Below are 18,934 nucleotides of genomic sequence, written 5' to 3' on the forward strand. Positions count from 1 at the left end.
GAGGGAAGAGCCGATGACCGAAGATCTCGATGCGTGGCGCAAGCTCGCCGAGAAGGAGCTGAAGGGCAAGAGCCCCGACAGCCTGACCTGGAACACGCTGGAGGGCATTCCGGTCAAGCCGCTCTATACCAGGGCCGATCTTGCGGGGATGGAGCATCTCGACGGGCTGCCCGGGGTCGCGCCCTTCACCCGCGGCGTGCGCGCCACGATGTATGCGGGCCGCCCCTGGACGATCCGGCAATATGCGGGCTTCTCGACCGCCGAGGCCTCGAACGCCTTCTACCGCAAGGCGCTGGCCGCGGGGCAGCAGGGCGTCTCGGTGGCCTTCGACCTTGCGACCCACCGCGGCTACGACAGCGACCATCCGCGCGTGGTGGGCGACGTGGGCAAGGCGGGCGTGGCCATCGACTCGATCGAGGACATGAAGATCCTGTTCAACGGCATCCCGCTCGAGAAGATCTCGGTCTCGATGACGATGAACGGCGCGGTGATCCCGATCCTCGCCAATTTCATCGTGACCGGCGAGGAGCAGGGCGTGCCGCGGGCCGCGCTGTCGGGCACGATCCAGAACGACATCCTCAAGGAGTTCATGGTCCGCAACACCTACATCTATCCGCCCGAGCCCTCGATGCGGATCATTGCGGACATCATCGAATATACCTCGAAGGAGATGCCGAAGTTCAACTCGATCTCGATCTCCGGCTATCACATGCAGGAGGCGGGGGCGAACCTCGTGCAGGAGCTGGCCTATACGCTGGCCGACGGGCGCGAATATGTCCGCGCGGCGCTGGCGCGCGGCATGAATGTGGACGATTTCGCCGGGCGCCTCAGCTTCTTCTTCGCCATCGGCATGAACTTCTTCATGGAAGCCGCGAAGCTCCGCGCGGCGCGGCTTCTGTGGCACCGGATCATGTCCGAATTCGCGCCGAAGAAGCCCGGCAGCCTGATGCTGCGCACCCACTGCCAGACCTCGGGCGTGAGCCTGCAGGAGCAGGACCCCTACAACAACGTCATCCGCACCGCTTACGAGGCGATGTCGGCGGCGCTCGGCGGCACCCAGTCGCTGCATACCAACGCGCTCGACGAGGCCATCGCGCTGCCCACCGAATTCTCGGCCCGGATCGCTCGGAACACCCAGATCATCCTGCAGGAAGAGACGGGCGTGACCAGGGTCGTCGATCCGCTGGCGGGCTCCTACTATGTCGAAAGCCTGACCGCCGAGCTTGCGGAAAAGGCCTGGGCGCTCATCGAGGAGGTCGAGGCCATGGGCGGCATGACCAAGGCCGTGGCCTCGGGGATGCCGAAGCTCCGGATCGAGGAATCGGCCGCCCGCCGGCAGGCCGCCATCGACCGCGGCGAGGATGTGATCGTCGGCGTGAACAAGTATCGGCTGGCCAAGGAAGATCCGATCGAGATCCTCGACATCGACAACGTGGCCGTCCGCGACGCGCAGATCGCGCGGCTGGAGAAGATGCGCGCCACCCGTGACGAGGCCGCCTGCCAGGCGGCGCTCGACGAACTGACCCGCCGCGCCGCCGAGGGCGGCAACCTGCTCGAAGCCGCGGTGGATGCCTCGCGCGCCCGCGCCTCTGTCGGAGAGATCAGCATGGCCATGGAGAAGGTGTTCGGCCGCCACCGTGCGGAAGTGAAGACGCTCTCGGGTGTCTATGGCGCGGCCTACGAGGGCGACGACGGCTTCGCGCAGATCCAGCGCGACGTCGAGAGCTTCGCCGAGGAAGAGGGCCGCCGGCCCCGGATGCTGGTGGTGAAGATGGGGCAGGACGGCCACGACCGCGGCGCCAAGGTGATCGCCACCGCCTTCGCCGACATCGGCTTCGACGTCGATGTGGGCACCCTGTTCCAGACGCCCGAGGAGGCGGCGCAGGACGCCATCGACAATGACGTCCATGTGGTGGGCATCTCCTCGCTGGCCGCGGGCCACAAGACCCTCGCGCCGAAGCTGATTGAGGCGCTGAAGGAGAAGGGCGCGGGCGAGATCCTCGTGATCTGCGGCGGCGTGATCCCGCAGCAGGATTACGACTTCCTGCAGCAGGCGGGGGTGAAGGCCATCTTCGGCCCCGGTACCAACATCCCCTCGGCGGCCAAGCACATCCTCGACCTGATCCGCGAGGCCCGCAGCTGACCCGACCGGCGCCGCCCGACCCCCGGGCGGCGCCGGTTGTCCCTTGCGGCCCCTGCGCAGGCGGGTCCCGCCCGCGTCCCTCCCGGACCCGGCGAGCCGAGGGCCGACCCCGGCACCGCGTCCCGCCCCTCACCGCGCTTTCACTCTGCCCAAATATCCCGGGGGTGCGGGGGCAGCGCCCCCGCGCGCGGTCTCCCCTCGCGCAGGCCCTGCCGAAACCGGGACGGAGGCCGCCCCGCCCGGACCATCCGCCGCACCCCCATGTCGCCTTTCGCGGCGAAAGCGTCGTGTTCTTTTCCGCTGGACAGCCGCTTTGCCGCCGGGCTAGGTGAAAGCCACAGGATCGGGAGAATCCGGGGGCGACCCCGGTGCCGAAGGAGCAACCGCCCCGGTAAACTCTCAGGCGCAAGGACCGTCCTGTTTCGAAGACTCTGGAGAGAGGCCGGACGGCCCGCCGAAGGGATAACGATCTCAGGCGCAAGGGACAGAGGGGGCACTGCGGGACGGGGAACCGTCCATGCGGTGCCGCGCATTCCGCCGGCATCGGACCGAAGGAGGGCGGCGTGAGCGACGAAACCCCAGGGCTGCGGCGACTGCCGCTGCATGATCTGCATGTCCGCCTCGGCGGCCGGTTGGTGCCCTTTGCCGGCTGGGAAATGCCGGTTCAATATCCTGCGGGCGTGATGAAGGAACATCTGCACACCCGCACTGCGGCCGGGCTCTTCGACGTGAGCCACATGGGACAGCTTGTCCTGCGGCCCCGGGGCGGGATGGCCGCGCTCGGCGCCGCCTTCGAGAGGCTGATGCCGGTCGATGTGCTGGGGCTGGCCGAGGGCCGCCAGCGCTACGGGATCCTCACCAACGAGACCGGCGGCATCCGCGACGACCTCATGTTCGCCAACCGGGGCGACCATCTCTATGTCGTGGTCAATGCGGCCTGCGTGGCCGAGGACACGGCCCATCTCCGCGCGGCGCTGGGCGACGCGGCCGAGGTGGTGACGGTCGATGACCGCGGCCTCCTTGCCCTGCAGGGCCCCGCCGCCGAGGCGGTGCTGGCCTCGCTGGTTCCCGCCGCAGCGGCAATGCGCTTCATGGATGTGATCGCGGCCGACTGGCAGGGTGCCGAGCTCTGGATCTCGCGCTCGGGCTACACCGGCGAGGACGGGTTCGAGATCTCGGTCCCGGTCGAGGCGATCGCCGCCTTCGCCGAGGCGCTTCTCGCCCGCGAGGAGGTGGCCCCGATCGGGCTCGGCGCGCGCGACAGCCTGCGGCTCGAGGCCGGGCTCTGCCTCTACGGCCACGATATCGACACGACCACCTCGCCGGTCGAGGCGGGCCTTGCCTGGGCGATCCAGAAGGCCCGGCGGCCCGGCGGCGCCCGCGCGGGCGGCTTTGCCGGCGACCAGCGCATCCTCGCCGACCTCGAGGCGGGACCCGAGCGTCTGCGCGTGGGGCTCTCCCCGTCGGGCCGCGCGCCGATGCGCGAGGGCACCGAGCTTTTCACGCCCGACGGCACGCCCGTCGGCCGTGTCACGTCCGGCGGCTTCGGCCCCTCGGTCGAGGCGCCGATCGCCATGGGCTATGTGGCGACCTCCCACGCCGCCCCCGGTACGGCCCTCGTGGGCGAGGTGCGCGGCAAGCGCCTGCCCGTGACGGTTGTCGATCTTCCTTTCCGACCCTCCACCTACAAACGCTGAGGCTGAAGATGAAATACACCAAGGAGCATGAATGGCTGCGGGTCGAGGGCGACCTCGTCGTGGTCGGCATCACCGAACATGCGGCGACGCAGCTCGGCGATGTCGTGTTCATCGAGCTGCCCGAGATCGAGACCGTGGTCGCGGAGGGCGACGAGGTGGCGGTGATCGAGAGCGTGAAGGCCGCCTCGGACATTTCGGCGCCGATGGACGGCGAGATCGTCGCGGTGAACGAGAAGCTCGTCGACAAGCCCGGCCTCGTCAACGACGACCCGATGGCCGCCTGGTTCTTCAAGATGAAGGTCGACGACCTCTCGGTGCTCGACGACTTCATGGACGAGGACGAATATCAGGATCTGATCGGCTGAATCATGAGCTTCACCCCCACGGACTATAACGCCTACGATTTCGCCAACCGCCGGCACATCGGCCCATCGCCCTCCGAAATGGAAGAGATGCTGCGCGTGGTGGGGGTGTCCTCGCTCGACCAGCTGATCGAGGAGACGGTGCCCGCCTCGATCCGGCAGGAGACGCCGCTCGACTGGGCGCCGCTCGCCGAGCATGAGCTGCTCGCCCGGATGCGCGAGGTGGCTGCCAAGAACCGCGTGATGACCTCGCTCATCGGGCAGGGCTATTACGGCACGGTCACGCCGCCTGCCATCCAGCGCAACATCCTCGAGAATCCGGCCTGGTACACGGCCTATACGCCCTACCAGCCCGAGATCGCGCAGGGGCGGCTCGAGGCGCTCTTGAACTACCAGACCATGGTCGCGGACCTCACCGGCCTGCCGGTCGCCAATGCCTCGCTTCTCGACGAGGCGACGGCGGCGGCCGAGGCCATGACCATGGCCGAGCGGGCCTCGAAGTCGAAGGCGCGGGCCTTCTTCGTCGATGCCGACTGCCATCCGCAGACGATCTCGGTCATCCGCACCCGCGCCGAGCCGCTGGGCATCGAGGTGATCGTGGGCCATCCCGCGCAGCTCGTGCCCGAGGATGTGTTCGGCGCGCTGTTCCAGTATCCCGGCACTTACGGGCTCGTGCGCGACTTCACCCGCGATATTGCGGCGCTGCACGAGGCGAAGGCGCTGGCCGTGGTGGCGACCGACCTTCTGGCGCTCTGCCTCCTCAAGGAGCCGGGCGCGATGGGCGCCGACATCGCCATCGGCTCGAGCCAGCGGTTCGGCGTGCCGATGGGCTACGGCGGTCCGCATGCGGCCTTCATGTCCTGCAAGGACGATCTGAAACGGTCGATGCCCGGCCGGCTCGTCGGCGTTTCGGTCGATGCGCGCGGCAACAAGGCCTATCGCCTCGCCCTCCAGACCCGCGAGCAGCATATCCGCCGCGAGAAGGCCACCTCGAACGTCTGCACCGCGCAGGCGCTTCTGGCGGTCATGGCGAGCTTCTATGCCGTCTTCCACGGCCCCCGCGGCCTCCGCGCCATCGCCGAGCGGGTGCATCTGAACACCGTCCGCCTCGCGACCGCGCTGAAGGAGGCGGGAGCCCGCGTCAGCCCCGAGGCCTTCTTCGACACGATCACCGTCGAGGTGGGCGTGGGGCAGGCGGGGATCCTCGCCGCTGCGCGTCACCGGGGCATCAACCTGCGCAAGGTGGGCCGCGACCGGGTGGGGATCTCGCTCGACGAGACGACCGATGCCGGCGTGATCGCGCGCGTGCTCGATGCCTTCGGGATCCACGAGCCCGCCCCCGCGAAGGTGGGCTTGGGCTTCCCCGAGCCGCTCCTGCGCGAGACCGGCTATCTCTCGCATCCGGTCTTCCAGATGAACCGGGCGGAATCCGAGATGATGCGCTACATGCGCCGCCTTTCGGACCGCGACCTCGCGCTGGACCGGGCGATGATCCCGCTTGGCTCCTGCACGATGAAGCTGAATGCCGCCGCCGAGATGATGCCCATCACCTGGCCCGAATTCGGCACGCTGCATCCGTTCGCGCCGGCCGATCAGGCCGCGGGCTATCACGAGGCCATCGGCGATCTGGCCCAGCGGCTCTGCCGGATCACCGGCTACGACGCCATGTCGATGCAGCCGAACTCGGGCGCGCAGGGCGAATATGCGGGGCTTCTCACCATCCTCGCCTATCACCGGGCGCGGGGCGACGCGGAGCGCACGATCTGCCTCATCCCGGTCTCGGCGCATGGCACCAACCCGGCCTCGGCGCAGATGGCAGGGATGAAGGTGGTCGTGGTGAAGTCGGCGCCGAACGGCGACGTCGATCTCGAGGATTTTCGCGACAAGGCGGCGGCGGCGGGCGACCGGCTCGCGGCCTGCATGATCACCTATCCCTCGACCCACGGCGTCTTCGAGGAGACGGTGCGCGAGGTCTGCCGCATCACCCACGAGCACGGCGGTCAGGTCTATATCGACGGGGCCAACATGAACGCGATGGTGGGCCTCGTGCAGCCGGGCGCCATCGGCGGCGATGTGAGCCACCTGAACCTGCACAAGACCTTCGCCATTCCGCATGGCGGCGGCGGCCCCGGCATGGGGCCCATCGGGGTCAAGGCGCATCTCGCGCCGTACCTGCCGGGCCATCCCGAGGTGACGGGGCCGCTGACCGGAGGCCATGACGAGGCGGCCGACGAGGGGCCGGTCTCGGCCGCGCCCTATGGCTCGGCCTCGATCCTGCTCATCTCCTGGGCCTATTGCCTGATGATGGGCGGCGAGGGGCTCACGCAGGCGACGCGGGTCGCGATCCTGAACGCAAACTATATCGCGGCGCGGTTGCGCGGGGCCTACAAGGTGCTGTTCATGGGCAATCGCGGGCGCGTGGCCCACGAGTGCATCCTCGACACCCGGCCCTTCGCCGAGGCGGGCGTGACGGTGGACGATATCGCCAAGCGGCTGATCGACAACGGCTTCCACGCGCCGACCATGAGCTGGCCCGTGCCGGGGACGCTGATGGTCGAGCCCACGGAATCCGAGACCAAGGCCGAGATCGACCGGTTCGTGGCGGCGCTCCTGGCGATCCGCGAGGAGATCCGCGCGGTCGAGGAGGGCGAGATCGCCGCGGCGGACAGCCCGCTGCGCCATGCGCCGCATACGGTCGAGGATCTGGTGGCGGACTGGGATCGCAAATATCCGCGCGAGCAGGGCTGCTTCCCGCCGGGCTCGTTCCGGGTCGACAAATACTGGCCGCCCGTCGGCCGCGTCGACAATGCGTGGGGCGACCGCAACCTCGTCTGCACCTGTCCGCCGGTGGAAAGCTACAGCATCGCCGCACAATAGCTTGGGCCTCCTGAAAGACGGAAAAGGGCGGGGAGTTCCCCGCCCTTTCTCGTGTCGGCAACCTTCGGGCATCGGCCCCTCGGCAATCCCAGCCTCCGAGCCTCCGAGCCTCCGCGGCCCGGGAGCGGGCGGCCCTGCGGCCTCCGGCGGGTTCGGGAGACGGCATTCCGTCTCCCGAAAGGCCGCCCGTCAGGCCGCGCGGGCCTGCGGTGCGAAGCGGGCGTAGAAGCTCTCGCCCTTGCCGGCCATCTCGACCAGCAGCTTCGGCGGCGCGAAGCGGCTGCCGTGACGCTCGGCCAGCCCCTCGCAGATCTCCACCGCGCGCGGCGCGCCGATCATGTCGAGCCAGCTGAACGGGCCGCCCGACCAGGGCGCGAAGCCCCAGCCGAGAATGGCGCCCACGTCGCCCTCGCGGATGTCGGTCAGCACGCCCTCCTCGAGCGCGCGCACCGCCTCGAGCACCTGCGCGAAGAGAAGCCGGTGCTGCACCTCGGCAAGCTCGGGCTGCGCCTCGGCCTGCGGCCAGCGGTCGGCGAGGCCCGGCCAGAGACCTTCGCGCTTGCCGGCGGCGTCGTAGGCATAGAAGCCCGCGCCCGCCTTGCGGCCGAGCCGCCCCTCGTCCGCCAGCGGGAAGATCACCGCATCCACCGCCGCGTCCGGATAGGCCTCGCCCAGGGCGGCCTTCGTGGCCTTGGCGATCTTCACCCCGAGGTCGATCGAGGTTTCGTCCACCAGCTGAAGGGGGCCGAGCGGCATCCCCACCAGCTTCGCCGCATTCTCGATCAGCGCGGGCGCCACGCCTTCGGCCACCATGCGGATCCCCTCGTTGAGGTAGGGGATGATGCAGCGGTTGGCGTAGAAGAAGCGCGCATCGTGGACGACGATGGGCGTCTTGCGGATCTGGCGCACGAAATCGAGCGCCTTGGCCACGGCGCGGTCGCCGGTGGCCTTGCCGCGGATGATCTCGACCAGCATCATCTTGTCCACGGGCGAGAAGAAATGGATGCCGATGAACTGCGCCGGATCGCGGCTCGCCTTGGCCAACCCCGAGATCGGCAGGGTCGAGGTGTTGGTTGCGAAGATACAGTCGGGCCCGACCGCGGCCTCGACCTTCTGAGTGACCTCGGCCTTCACCGCGGGATCCTCGAACACCGCCTCGACGATCAGATCGCAGCCCGAGAGGGCCGCATAGTCGGTGGTGGCGGCGATCCGGCCCAGCACCTCGGCCTTCTTCTCGGCCGAGACCTTGCCCCGCTTCATCCCCTTGTCGAGGAGACCTTCCGAATGGGACTTGCCGCGGTCGGCCGCCTCCTGCGTCGCGTCGATCAGCACGACCTCGATGCCCGCATTGGCCGCGACATGGGCGATGCCCGCGCCCATCATGCCCGCCCCGATCACGCCCAGCTTCCGGACCGACTGGTCGGGCAGGGCAGGGCGGACGGCGCCCTTCTCCAGCGCCTCCTTGTTGATGAAGAGCGACCGGATCATCGCCGACGAGGAGGGATTCATCAGCACATGGGTGAACCAGCGCGCCTCGATCTTCAGCGCGGTGTCGAAGGGCACGAGCGCGCCCTCGTAGACCGCGGCGAGCAGGCCCTTGGCCGCCGGATAGACGCCCATCGTCTTGCCCGTCACCATGGCCGAGGCGCCGACGAAGGTCATGAAGCCCGCCGGATGGTAGGGCGCGCCGCCAGGCATCTTGTAGCCCTTGGCGTCCCACGGCTTCACCAGATCCGCGTCCTTCGCGCCGAGCACCCATTCCTTCGCCCGCGGGAGCAGCTGATCGGCCGGCACCACCTCGTCGACGACACCCATGGCCTTGGCGCCCTTGGGATCGTTCAGCTTGCCCTCGAGGAGGAGGGGAGCCGCCATCATGGCGCCGAGCCTGCGGACGAGCCGCGTCGTGCCGCCGCCGCCGGGGAAGATCCCCACCATGATCTCGGGCAGGCCGATCTTGGCCTTGGGATTGTCGGCCGCGATGATGCGGTGGCAGGCCAGCGGCAGCTCGAGCCCCAGGCCCAGGGCGGTGCCGGGCAGGGCCGCCACGATGGGCTTGCCCCCCTTCAGCGTCTTCGGATCCATGCCCGCGCGCTCGATCCGGCGCAGGACGGCATGCATCTCCATCACGCCCTCGAACACGGCCCGGGCCGGATCGTCGCCGCCTTCCTCCTTCATGCGGGCGATGACATTGAGATCCATCCCCGCGGCAAAGTCCTTCTTGCCCGAGGTGAGGATCACGCCCTTGACAGACGGATCGCCGAGCGCCGCGGCGATCAGCCCGTCGAGCTCGGCAAATCCCGCCATCGACATGACGTTCATCGACTTGCCCGGCACGTCCCAGGTGATGGTGCAGACCCCGTCCGCGTCGGTCCGGCTGGTGAAATCGGTCATCTGGTGGCCCTCCCTCAGACGCGTTCGATGATGGTGGCGGCGCCCATGCCCGAGGCCACGCAGAGCGTGGCGAGGCCCACCGAGCGGTCGGTGCGCTCGAGTTCGTCGAGGAGCGTGCCGATGATGATGGCGCCGGTCGCGCCCAGCGGGTGGCCCATGGCGATGGCGCCGCCGTTCGGGTTCACGCGCGCGGGATCCACGCCGAAGGCCTGCTGGAAGCGCAGCACGACCGCCGCGAAGGCCTCGTTCACCTCGAAGAGATCGATGTCCGAGATCTGCATCCCGGCCTCGCGCAGGATCTTCTGGGTCACCGGCACCGGACCCGTCAGCATGATCGTAGGGTCGGTGCCGATCTTCGCGGTGGCGCGGATGCGCGCGCGCGGGCGCAGGCCATGGGCCTCGCCGAAGGCACGGCTGCCGATCAGCACGGCCGCCGCCCCGTCCACGATGCCCGAGGAATTGCCGGCGTGGTGGATATGCTCGACCCGCTCCAGCTCGGGATATTTCATCAGCGCGAGCTTGTCGAAGCCCGGCATCTGTTCGCCCATCTCCTTGAAGGCGGGCTTCAGCGCGCCCAGCGACTGCATGTCGGTGTTGGGCCGCAGATATTCGTCGCGCTCGAGGATCGTCACGCCGTTCTGGTCGCGCACCGGCACGACCGACCGGGCGAAGCGGCCCTCGGCCCAGGCCGCGGCGGCGCGCTTCTGGCTTTCCACCGCCAGCGCATCGGCCTCGTCGCGGCTGAAGCCGTAGCGGGTCGCGATGATGTCGGCCGAGATGCCCTGCGGCACGAAATAGGTCTTCATGGCGAGAGAAGGGTCCGCCGCCACCGCCGCCCCGTCCGAGCCCATGGCGACGCGGCTCATCATCTCGACGCCGCCCGCGATATAGGCCTCGCCCGCCCCGGCGCGCACTTGGTTCGCGGCGAGGTTCACCGCCTCCATCCCGCTTGCACAGAAGCGGTTGATCGAGAGGCCGGGGATCGACTCGTCGAGATCCGAGAGCAGCACCGCCGAGCGCGCGAGGCAGCCGCCCTGTTCGCCCACCTGCGTGGCATTGCCCCAGATCACATCCTCGACCGCGGCGCCGTCGAGATGGTTGCGCTCCTTGACCGCGTTCAGCACCTTCGCCGACAGCGCGACCGAGGTCACCTCATGCAGCGCGCCGTCGGGCCGGCCCTTGCCGCGCGGGGTGCGCAGGGCGTCGTAGATATAGGCTTCCGTCATCTGTCCTCCTCGGCCGGATGTCGGGATCCGGCTCTCGTGGTCGGTGCGCGCGCCGCGGGGGCGCGCCGCGTCATTCGTCGGGGGCCTGATGCGAGACGACCCGGCTCAGAAGCTCGGGCCGCGTGGCCCGGTCGGGCAGGGCCGCGAGACCGCCGAGCCAGCCCACGCGGCCCTCGATCCCGTGGTTGGCGATGGGGCGGAAGTCGAAGCCCGCCAGCGTGCCCGCCATCAGTTCGGTCGTCTCGTCGCTGCGATAGAAGAGGGGGGTGCCGCAGGTGGCGCAGAAGCCGCGCTCGGCCACCGAGGACGAGGCCCAGACGGCGGGGGTGCCTTCCCAGACCACGTCGGCGGTTGGCACTTCGAGGAGCGGCGCGAAGGCGTTGCCCGTCGCGCGCTGGCACATGCGGCAGTGGCAGACCGTCGATTTCTTCGGCCCGGCGGGAACGCTGTAGCGCACCCTGCCGCACTGGCACCCGCCGCGGGCGGCGGGCTCGTCTCTCCATCCCTCGCGCATCGGTCCCTCCCCGGCCAATCCGTGCTTCAGAAGGCTTCGGCGGGCAGTCCCATCACCGGCTCCGCCCCGCTCTCGATCCGCGCCAGATGCAGCGCGGTCGCGGGCAGGTGCCGCGCCATGTAATAGCGGCCCGTCGCGATCTTGGCCTCGAGCGCGTCGCGGTCGCCGCGGCCCGAATCGAGCGCCGCCATCGCGGCCCTGGCCATCTGCGCCCACATGTAGCCGAGGCAGAGATGCCCCATCATGGTCATGAAGTCGTAGGAACCTGCCAGCGCCTCGTCGGGGTTCTTCATCCCCTTCTCGGCGAAGAACATGGCGGCCTTCTGGGTGTCCTTCGAGGCCTGCTTCAGCGGCTCGAGGAAGCCTTTCAGCCGGGCATCCTCCTCGTTCTCCTTGAGGAAGCTGCGGATCATCTGGAAGAAGGCCATCGCGGGCTTGCCGCCCTCTGCCGCGAGCTTGCGCCCCACGAGGTCGAGCGCCTGAATGCCGTTCGCGCCCTCGTAGATCATGGCGATCCGCGCGTCGCGGACGAACTGGCTCATGCCGTTCTCCTCGACATAGCCGTGCCCGCCCCAGACCTGCTGCGCGGCCACCGCGCTTTCCAGACCCTTGTCGGTCTGGAAGCCCTTGATGACCGGCGTCAGCAGCGAGATCAGCCCCTCGGCCTCGGCATCCCCCTGCCGCACCGAGCGGTCGATGAGCTGCGCGCCCCAGAAGGTCAGCGCGCGCGCGCCCTCGACGAAGCTCTTCTGGTCCATCAGGTTGCGGCGGATGTCGGGATGGACGATCAGCGGATCGGCCGGACCGGCCGTCGTGCCCTGACCGGAGAGCGAGCGGCCCTGCAGCCGGTCGCGGGCGTAGGCCACCGCATTCTGATAGGCGGTCTCGGCCACGGCGTAGCCCTGCAGCCCCACGCCGAGGCGCGCCTCGTTCATCATCGTGAACATGGCGCGCATCCCCTTGTGAAGCTCGCCCAGTAGCCAGCCCTTCGCGCCGTCGTAGTTCAGCACGCAGGTGGCATTGCCGTGAATGCCCATCTTGTGCTCGATCTTGCCGACAGTGACGTTGTTGCGCTCGCCCAGCGAGCCGTCCGGGTTCACCAGATATTTCGGCACGATGAAGAGCGAGACGCCCTTCGTCCCCTCGCCGCCGCCCGGGGCCTTGGCCAGCACGAGGTGCACGATGTTCTCGGCGAGATCATGGTCGCCCGCCGAGATGAAGATCTTCTCGCCGGTAACGAGATAGGAGCCATCCTCCTGCGGCTCGGCCTTGGTGCGCATCATGCCGAGATCCGTGCCCGCATGGGGCTCGGTCAGGTTCATGGTGCCGGTCCAGTCGCAGGTGACCATCTTCGGCAGCCAGGTGCGCTTCTGCTCCTCGGTGCCGTGGGCATGGATCGCGGAATAGGCGCCGTGGGTCAGGCCCTGATACATGTTGAAGGCCATGTTGGCCGAGACGAAGATCTCGCCCACCGCCGTCTGCATCACATAGGGCAGGCCCTGACCGCCATACTCCGGGTCGCAGTCGAGCGCGGTCCAGCCGCCTTCCTTGAGCTGGGCGAAGGCCTCGGCGAAGCCCTCGGGCGTGCGCACCACGCCATTCTCCAGCCGGCAGCCCTGCATGTCGCCCACGCGGTTGAGCGGCGCCAGCACATCGCGGGCGAGCTTGCCCGCCTCTTCCAGCACGGCGGAGGTGAAGTCGGGCTCCAGCTCGTCATAGCCCGGGATCCCCGAGCCGGAGACCTTCAGCACCTCGTGCAGGATGAACTGCATGTCGGTCACGGGCGCATTGTAGATCGGCATTCGTTCCCCCCTTTGCCGTTATTCGGCCGCAGCGCGGCGGAAGGCGGCCAGCGCCTCCTCGCCCCAGGCCAGTTGGTCCTTCAGCTCCGCGATCGCCTCATCGAGCTCGGCGCGCTGCCGCTCCATCTGCTCCAGCCGCTGCTGGGCCACCTGATAGGTGCGCGCCAGTTGCAGTTCCTGGCTGCCGTCGCGGTCGTAGAGGTCGAGAAGCTGGCGGATCTCCTCGAGGCTGAAGCCGAAGCGCTTGCCGCGCAGGATCAGCTTCAGCCGCGCGCGGTCGCGCCGCGTGAAAAGGCGGCGCGTGCCGTCCCGGATCGGGAACAGCAGCTCTTTCGACTCGTAAAATCTCAGCGTGCGCGGCGTCACGTCATAGGCGTCGCACATCTCGCGGATGGTCATCACGTCGCTGGTCATCACTCTCTCGCAGGCTCTGGACGGGCTTCGACAGCCTTCCAGATGGATCGCCCGGACAGAGATACCAGAGTGCTTGACGTTGACGTAAACGTGACGTGACGTCAGATCGCCGCGTGACGCTGTGTCAGCTTCCGGGGGCCGCCAGTTCCGCCGCCGTCGAGTCCCGAAGAGCCTGCAGATCGGCGATCGCGACCTCGAGTTCCGCCCTCTGCCGGGCCAGTTCCTTGAGCTGTCGGTCGGCCATCTCGATCCACGCCTCGAGCTGCGGCCGGGTGCCCTTCTGCTGGTAGATGAGCAGCCACTGGCGGATCTCCTCGAGCCCGAACCCGAAACGGCGCCCGCGCAGGATCAGGGTCATCCGCGCGATCTCGCGCGGGCCATAGAAGCGGGCTCGGCCCTCCTTCTCGGGCTGCAGAAGCTCGATATATTCGTAGTAGCGCAGGGTCCGCGGCGTGACGTCGAACCGGGCGCACATTTCCTTGAAGGTGAGACGGGTATCGGACATGGGCTTCCTCCGTGGCCGCACCGTAAGCCGTCGGTCCGGCGGGTGCAATCTGGCCTTGCGGCCCGCGCGCGATGGGCGATTATGCAGGCCCCTGAAGAAGGTGACCCATGACCGACATCGCGCTCGCCCGCCAGTTCATCGAGGCCATTCCGCACTCTCGCGCGCTCGCCATGCAGGTCGACGAGATCGGCGCGGGCCGGGCGGTCATCTCGATGCCATGGGACGCGCGCTTCGTGGGCGACCCGTCGACGGGGGTGATCCATGGCGGCGCGGTCTCGGCGCTGATGGACACGGCGAGCGGGGCCGCCGTCATGTCGCATCCCGAGGCCGGGGCCACCACGGCCACGCTCGATCTGCGCATCGACTACATGCGCCCCGCGGCGCCCGGCCAGCGCATCCGGGCGGTGGCGGAGTGCTACCATGTCACCCGGACCGTGGCCTTCGTGCGGGCCGTGGCCACCGACGAGGACGAGACGCGCCCCGTCGCCACCGCGACCGGCGCCTTCACGGTCGAGCGCGCGCGTGCCGCGGCCGGGGATCCGGCCCGCGCCACCGCGGCCGTGGCGGGCGCCGCCGAAGCCGGGAGGACCGCCGAATGACCCGCGCCCAGCCCGAACCCGTCCAGGTGGTCAAGCAGCGGCGCGATGCGGCGCTGCGCGCGCTCGTCTCGGGGGTGCCCTACATCACCTATCTCGGCATCCAGTTCGACCGGCGCGGCGACGAGTTGACAGCCGTCCTGCCCTTCGACGAGAAGCTGATCGGCAATCCGATGCTGCCCGCGATCCACGGCGGCGTGACGGCGGCCTTCCTCGAGGTGGCCTCCATCATCGAGCTCTCCTGGTCGGTCCTCTGGCACGAGATGGAGCAGGGGCGGCTCGATCCCGACCAGATCGAGGCCCGGCTGCCGCGGCTGCCGAAGACGATCGATTTCACCGTGGATTACCTCCGCTCCGGCCTGCCGCGCGACGCCTATGCGCGGGCGCGGGTGAACCGCTCGGGCCGCCGCTATGCCAGCGTCCATGTCGAGGCCTGGCAGGACAACCGCCTGCGGCCCTTCGCACAGGCCACGGGGCACTTCCTGATGCCTGCGCGGAATGACTGACACCCCGGCGGTCGCGCCGCCCGAGCTCACCCATGCCCGCATCCTGCGGATGGCGCTGCCCATCGTGATCTCGAACGCGACCGTGCCGCTGCTGGGCGCGGTCGACACAGGCGTGGTGGGCCAGCTCGGGCAGGCGGCCCCCATCGGGGCGGTGGGGCTCGGCGCCGTGGTGCTGGCCACGCTCTACTGGATCTTCTCCTTCCTGCGCATGGGCACCTCGGGGCTGGCCGCACAGGCCCATGGCGCGGGCGATGAGGCCGAACGGTCGGCCATCCTCCTGCGCTCGCTTCTGATCGGGCTCGCGGCCGGGCTCTGCTTCATCCTGCTGCAGCTGCCGGTGATCTGGGCCACCTTCCGCGTGGCGCCCGCCTCGGCCGAGGTCGAGGCGCTGACGCGCACCTATCTCTCGATCCGGATCTGGGGGGCGCCCGCGACCATCGGCCTCTATGCCGTCACCGGCTGGCTCGTGGCGCTCGAGCGGACGCGGGGCATCCTCGTCCTCCAGCTCTGGATGAACGGGCTGAACATCGGGCTCGACCTGCTGTTCGTGCTGGGGCTGGGCTATGGCGTGGGCGGCGTGGCGGTGGCCACGCTGATCGCGGAATGGACGGGCCTCGCGCTCGGGCTCTGGCTCTGCCGCGACGCCTTCGGCCCGGTGCTGGCCGCGGCGCGCGCGCGCCTCGCCGATGCCGAGGCGATCCGGCGGATGCTGGGCGTGAACCGGGACATCATGATCCGTTCGGTGCTGCTTCAGGGCAGCTTCACCGCCTTCGTCTTCCTCGGCGCGGGTTTCGGCGACGTGACGCTGGCCGCGAACCAGGTGCTTCTGCAGTTCCTCGAGGTCTCGGCCTATGCGCTGGATGGATTCGCCTTCGCGGCCGAGGCGCTGGTCGGGCAGGCGGTGGGCGCGCGCTCGGTCGGCCGGGTGCGGCGGGCCTCGATCATGCTCGGCCAGTGGGGCGCGGGCGGGGCCGCGTTGATCGCGCTCGGGATCGCGCTCTTCGGCCCGGCGGTCATCGACCTGATCTCGACCGCGCCCGAGGTGCGGGCCGAGGCCCGGGCCTATCTGCCCTGGCTCGTTGCCGCGCCGCTGATCGGGGTGGCGAGCTGGATCTTCGACGGCATCTTCATCGGCGCCACCCGGACGCGCGAGATGATGCAGGCCATCATCGTTTCGGTCACACTCTACGGGCTGGCTCTGCTGCTCTTCGTGCCGCTCCTCGGCAACCATGGGCTCTGGGCCGCGCTCGCGGTCCTGAACGCGGCCCGCGGCGTCACCATGGCCCTTCTCTATCCGCGGGTAGAGCGGTCGGCGGCGCGCGTCTGACCCGCCGAGGGTCAGCGCACGAAACGGAAGGCGGCCGAGGCGCCCCAGCCCGCGGCCACGGCCATCACGAGCGACAGGAGCCCGTAGATCAGAGGCTGCTCGTGGGCGAGCGCATGGATGAAGCGCTCGACCCCCGCCTTCTGCACGCCGATCGAATCCTCGAACATGTCGACCACATGGCCGTCGCGGGTGAGAAACACCCGCACGTCGTAATTGCCTTCGATCAGGTTCGCGGGCAGCTGCACGTCGGTGCGGAAGAGCGTGCCCCCCGTCACCCGCACCATGCCCTCGGCCATCACATACCGGTCCTCGCGGGTGCGGATCCGCTCCAGCGCCTCGACGAAGCTCGGCGCATTCTCGGCCTGTGCGCTGATGCCGATGGCGCGGATCGCGCGCGGGATGGTGATCTTGTAGCGCAGATTGTCGGTGGCCGAGAGCACCTCGCCGATCGGACCCGACGTGGCCACCGCATAGAAGCTCGGCGCGCGGCCGATCCGCACCTTCTCGCGGTTGATCCAGATGCCGAGGCGGCGCTCCTTCTTGCGCACCATGACCTGCGTGGGCGGGCCCGAGACCGTGACGATCACGCCGAGATCGCCGTCGGGCTCGGGGCTGTAGCGCTGCACCGCGCCATAGATCATGATCTGCGATCCCTGAAAGTCGGCGGTGATCGCCACCCGCGTCTCGGACAGGCCGAGCACGATGCGCTCGTCCTGCGCCAGCGCGGCCGGGGCGCAGAGGGCGAGGATCAGGACGAGCAGGCGGATCACGGCAGCACCCCCACGGTGAGGCTGTAGAGCTCGTTCGGGCGGATCAGAAGATCCGCCGCGATCTTGCCGCAGACGGCCAGCACGAGAAGCGAGAGAAGGATGCGCAGCTGCTCGGCCCGCAGGCGCACCCCGATCCGCGCGCCGATCTGAGCCCCCACCACACCGCCCACGATCAACAGGAAGGCCAGCGCCATATCGACGGTCTGGCTGGTGACGGCATGCATGACAGTGGTGAAGGCGGTGACGAAGATGATCTGGAAGAGCGAGGTGCCGATCACGATCTTGGTGGGCATACCCAGCAGGTAGATCATGGCCGGCACCATGATGAAGCCGCCCCCCGCGCCCATGATGGCGGCGAGAAAGCCCACGAAGGCCCCGACCATCAGCGGGGGGATCACCGAGATATAGAGCCCCGAGGCACGGAACTTCATCTTGAAGGGCATCTTGTGCGCCCAGCCGTGCTGGCGCGCGCGCTTGACGGGCGCATCGGGGCGCCGGGCACGGCGGAGGGCGCGCACGCTCTCCTGCAGCATGAGCGCACCCACGAGGCCGAGGAACAGGACGTAGGACAGCTGGACGAAGAGATCGACCTGCCCCAGCGTGTTCAGCCGGGCGAAGACCGCCACGCCGAAGGCCGATCCCGCCACGCCTCCCGCCAGCAGCACGAGGCCCATGCGGAAATCGACCGTCTTGCGCTTGAGTTGCGCGAGCACTCCCGAGACGGACGAGGCCACCACCTGATTGGCGCCGGTCGCCACCGCCACGGCCGGCGGAATGCCGATGAAGAACAAGAGCGGCGTGATGAGAAAGCCTCCTCCCACGCCGAACATGCCGGACATGAAGCCGACGATCCCGCCGAGCCCGAGGAGGAGGAAGATATTGACCGATACCTCGGCGATGGGCAGGTAAAGCTGCATGGGGCCGTTCGCGGGGGGGAGGGGACGTGCTCAAGACATGCGCGCTGTGGCATGGCTTGTCAAATGACGGGGGCGCGGGCGTCCCTCATCGCAGGCGGCGGAGGAATTCCCTGAGCAGCGTCTCGAGCTTGGCGGCCCCGAGCGGCGCCATGGCCTTGGTGTGTTCGTGGCTGATGGCCTCGTCCGAGAGGCCCGCGCCCATGTTGGTGACGGTCGAGATGGCCGCGACCTTCAGCCCGAGGAAGCGTGCGAGGATCACCTCGGGCACGGTCGACATGCCGACCGCATCGGCGCCCAGAACCCGCGCCATGCGGATCTCGGCCGGGGTCTCGAACGAGGGCCCCGAGAACCAGGCATAGACGCCCTCGCCGAGCGGCACGCCCGCCGCTTCGGCGGCCGCGCGCAGCCGGGCGCGGAGGTCGGGGTCGTGCGCATCCGTCATCGGCACAAAGCGCGCCTCCGACGGCTCACCGATCAGCGGGTTCGCGCCCGAGAGGTTGATGTGGTCCGACAGCAGCATGAGGCTGCCCGGCGGCAGGTCGGCCCGCAGGCTGCCCGCGGCATTGGTCGCGATCAGCGCCTCGGCGCCCAGATGCTTCAGCACCGCGAGCGGCACCCGCATGGCGGCCGGATTGCCGCTCTCGTAGTAATGCGCCCGGCCGCCGAAGACCGCGACCCGCACCCCTTCGAGGTCGCCCACCACGAGCCGCGGCTGATGGCCCGAGACGCCGGCCTCGGGGAAACCCGCCAGCTCCTCGTAGGGCAGCGACACGCCCTCGACGGCCTCCGCCAGATGGCCGAGGCCCGAGCCCAGCACGAGGCCGAGCCGCACCGGCTGGTGCCCCGCCCGGGCGCGGATCAGGCTTGCGAGCCGTTCGACCTGCATC

At 69.3% G+C, this 18,934-nt stretch carries 16 protein-coding genes and 1 riboswitch; of the genes, 7 read left to right on the forward strand and 9 right to left on the reverse strand.

The window, feature by feature from the left end:
• The first annotated feature begins 13 nt into the window (after positions 1 to 13).
• From scpA to gcvP, 4 genes are all read left to right on the forward strand, one after another.
• Positions 14 to 2,143, forward strand: a complete 2,130-nt coding sequence (gene scpA, locus RSP_RS03980) for a methylmalonyl-CoA mutase (RefSeq protein ID WP_011337301.1) — start codon at positions 14 to 16, stop codon at positions 2,141 to 2,143.
• Positions 2,144 to 2,476: 333 nt separating this feature from the next.
• A riboswitch (glycine riboswitch) is annotated at positions 2,477 to 2,568 on the forward strand.
• Positions 2,569 to 2,706: 138 nt separating this feature from the next.
• Positions 2,707 to 3,840: a glycine cleavage system aminomethyltransferase GcvT gene (gcvT, locus tag RSP_RS03985; RefSeq protein ID WP_011337302.1), complete on the forward strand. Its 1,134-nt coding sequence runs from the start codon at positions 2,707 to 2,709 to the stop codon at positions 3,838 to 3,840.
• 8 nt (positions 3,841 to 3,848) lie between these two features.
• Entirely contained in the window at positions 3,849 to 4,205 is a 357-nt protein-coding gene (gcvH, locus tag RSP_RS03990; protein ID WP_002719352.1) for a glycine cleavage system protein GcvH, read from the forward strand.
• 3 nt (positions 4,206 to 4,208) lie between these two features.
• On the forward strand, positions 4,209 to 7,079 hold the full coding sequence (gene gcvP / locus RSP_RS03995) for an aminomethyl-transferring glycine dehydrogenase (RefSeq protein ID WP_011337303.1): 2,871 nt from the start codon (positions 4,209 to 4,211) through the stop codon (positions 7,077 to 7,079).
• A 189-nt stretch (positions 7,080 to 7,268) separates the two neighbouring features.
• Here gcvP and RSP_RS04000 read toward each other — a convergent pair whose 3' ends face one another.
• The 6 genes from RSP_RS04000 to RSP_RS04025 form a co-directional block, all read right to left on the reverse strand.
• Entirely contained in the window at positions 7,269 to 9,470 is a 2,202-nt protein-coding gene (locus RSP_RS04000) for a 3-hydroxyacyl-CoA dehydrogenase NAD-binding domain-containing protein (protein ID WP_011337304.1), read from the reverse strand.
• Positions 9,471 to 9,484: 14 nt separating this feature from the next.
• Entirely contained in the window at positions 9,485 to 10,696 is a 1,212-nt protein-coding gene (locus RSP_RS04005; protein WP_011337305.1) for an acetyl-CoA C-acetyltransferase, read from the reverse strand.
• 70 nt (positions 10,697 to 10,766) lie between these two features.
• On the reverse strand, positions 10,767 to 11,210 hold the full coding sequence (locus RSP_RS04010) for a GFA family protein (protein ID WP_011337306.1): 444 nt from the start codon (positions 11,208 to 11,210) through the stop codon (positions 10,767 to 10,769).
• A gap of 26 nt (positions 11,211 to 11,236) precedes the next feature.
• On the reverse strand, positions 11,237 to 13,012 hold the full coding sequence (locus tag RSP_RS04015; protein ID WP_011337307.1) for an acyl-CoA dehydrogenase C-terminal domain-containing protein: 1,776 nt from the start codon (positions 13,010 to 13,012) through the stop codon (positions 11,237 to 11,239).
• A gap of 18 nt (positions 13,013 to 13,030) precedes the next feature.
• On the reverse strand, positions 13,031 to 13,426 hold the full coding sequence (locus RSP_RS04020) for a MerR family transcriptional regulator (RefSeq protein ID WP_002719358.1): 396 nt from the start codon (positions 13,424 to 13,426) through the stop codon (positions 13,031 to 13,033).
• 124 nt (positions 13,427 to 13,550) lie between these two features.
• Positions 13,551 to 13,931, reverse strand: a complete 381-nt coding sequence (locus RSP_RS04025) for a MerR family transcriptional regulator (RefSeq protein ID WP_002719359.1) — start codon at positions 13,929 to 13,931, stop codon at positions 13,551 to 13,553.
• 107 nt (positions 13,932 to 14,038) lie between these two features.
• On the opposite strand from RSP_RS04025, the gene RSP_RS04030 reads away from it, so the two are divergent.
• From RSP_RS04030 to RSP_RS04040, 3 genes are read left to right on the forward strand one after another with little or no spacing between them, the layout of a single operon-like run.
• Positions 14,039 to 14,530, forward strand: a complete 492-nt coding sequence (locus RSP_RS04030) for a PaaI family thioesterase (protein ID WP_011337309.1) — start codon at positions 14,039 to 14,041, stop codon at positions 14,528 to 14,530.
• On the forward strand, positions 14,527 to 15,033 hold the full coding sequence (locus RSP_RS04035) for a PaaI family thioesterase (protein ID WP_011337310.1): 507 nt from the start codon (positions 14,527 to 14,529) through the stop codon (positions 15,031 to 15,033). Before RSP_RS04030 ends, RSP_RS04035 begins: the two co-directional genes overlap by 4 nt.
• Entirely contained in the window at positions 15,026 to 16,360 is a 1,335-nt protein-coding gene (locus RSP_RS04040) for an MATE family efflux transporter (RefSeq protein WP_011337311.1), read from the forward strand. The genes RSP_RS04035 and RSP_RS04040 overlap by 8 nt, the downstream gene beginning before the upstream one ends.
• Positions 16,361 to 16,371: 11 nt before the next feature.
• Here the strand turns inward: RSP_RS04040 and RSP_RS04045 are convergent, their stop codons facing one another.
• The 3 genes from RSP_RS04045 to RSP_RS04055 form a co-directional block, all read right to left on the reverse strand.
• Entirely contained in the window at positions 16,372 to 17,130 is a 759-nt protein-coding gene (locus tag RSP_RS04045; protein ID WP_002719363.1) for a TIGR02186 family protein, read from the reverse strand.
• Positions 17,127 to 18,047 (reverse strand): sulfite exporter TauE/SafE family protein, encoded by a 921-nt coding sequence (locus tag RSP_RS04050; RefSeq protein WP_011337312.1) that lies wholly within the window; start codon positions 18,045 to 18,047, stop codon positions 17,127 to 17,129. Before RSP_RS04050 ends, RSP_RS04045 begins: the two co-directional genes overlap by 4 nt.
• Positions 18,048 to 18,132: 85 nt before the next feature.
• On the reverse strand, positions 18,133 to 18,933 hold the full coding sequence (locus RSP_RS04055; RefSeq protein WP_002719365.1) for a purine-nucleoside phosphorylase: 801 nt from the start codon (positions 18,931 to 18,933) through the stop codon (positions 18,133 to 18,135).
• Position 18,934: the final 1 nt, after the last annotated feature.

It is taken from the genome of Cereibacter sphaeroides 2.4.1, assembly GCF_000012905.2.
In the GTDB taxonomy this organism is placed as follows: Bacteria; Pseudomonadota; Alphaproteobacteria; order Rhodobacterales; family Rhodobacteraceae; genus Cereibacter_A; species Cereibacter_A sphaeroides.

Excerpts from the sequence above, each read along its gene's own strand:
- scpA (WP_011337301.1), top strand. The coding sequence starts at position 14 with ATGACCGAAGATCTCGATGCGTGGCGCAAGCTCGCCGAGAAGGAGCTG.
- gcvH (WP_002719352.1), top strand. The coding sequence starts at position 3,849 with ATGAAATACACCAAGGAGCATGAATGGCTGCGGGTCGAGGGCGACCTC.
- gcvP (WP_011337303.1), top strand. The coding sequence starts at position 4,209 with ATGAGCTTCACCCCCACGGACTATAACGCCTACGATTTCGCCAACCGC.
- RSP_RS04000 (WP_011337304.1), bottom strand. The coding sequence starts at position 9,470 with ATGACCGATTTCACCAGCCGGACCGACGCGGACGGGGTCTGCACCATC.
- RSP_RS04005 (WP_011337305.1), bottom strand. The coding sequence starts at position 10,696 with ATGACGGAAGCCTATATCTACGACGCCCTGCGCACCCCGCGCGGCAAG.
- RSP_RS04010 (WP_011337306.1), bottom strand. The coding sequence starts at position 11,210 with ATGCGCGAGGGATGGAGAGACGAGCCCGCCGCCCGCGGCGGGTGCCAG.
- RSP_RS04015 (WP_011337307.1), bottom strand. The coding sequence starts at position 13,012 with ATGCCGATCTACAATGCGCCCGTGACCGACATGCAGTTCATCCTGCAC.
- RSP_RS04020 (WP_002719358.1), bottom strand. The coding sequence starts at position 13,426 with ATGACCAGCGACGTGATGACCATCCGCGAGATGTGCGACGCCTATGAC.
- RSP_RS04025 (WP_002719359.1), bottom strand. The coding sequence starts at position 13,931 with ATGTCCGATACCCGTCTCACCTTCAAGGAAATGTGCGCCCGGTTCGAC.
- RSP_RS04030 (WP_011337309.1), top strand. The coding sequence starts at position 14,039 with ATGACCGACATCGCGCTCGCCCGCCAGTTCATCGAGGCCATTCCGCAC.
- RSP_RS04035 (WP_011337310.1), top strand. The coding sequence starts at position 14,527 with ATGACCCGCGCCCAGCCCGAACCCGTCCAGGTGGTCAAGCAGCGGCGC.
- RSP_RS04040 (WP_011337311.1), top strand. The coding sequence starts at position 15,026 with ATGACTGACACCCCGGCGGTCGCGCCGCCCGAGCTCACCCATGCCCGC.
- RSP_RS04050 (WP_011337312.1), bottom strand. The coding sequence starts at position 18,047 with ATGCAGCTTTACCTGCCCATCGCCGAGGTATCGGTCAATATCTTCCTC.
- RSP_RS04055 (WP_002719365.1), bottom strand. The coding sequence starts at position 18,933 with ATGCAGGTCGAACGGCTCGCAAGCCTGATCCGCGCCCGGGCGGGGCAC.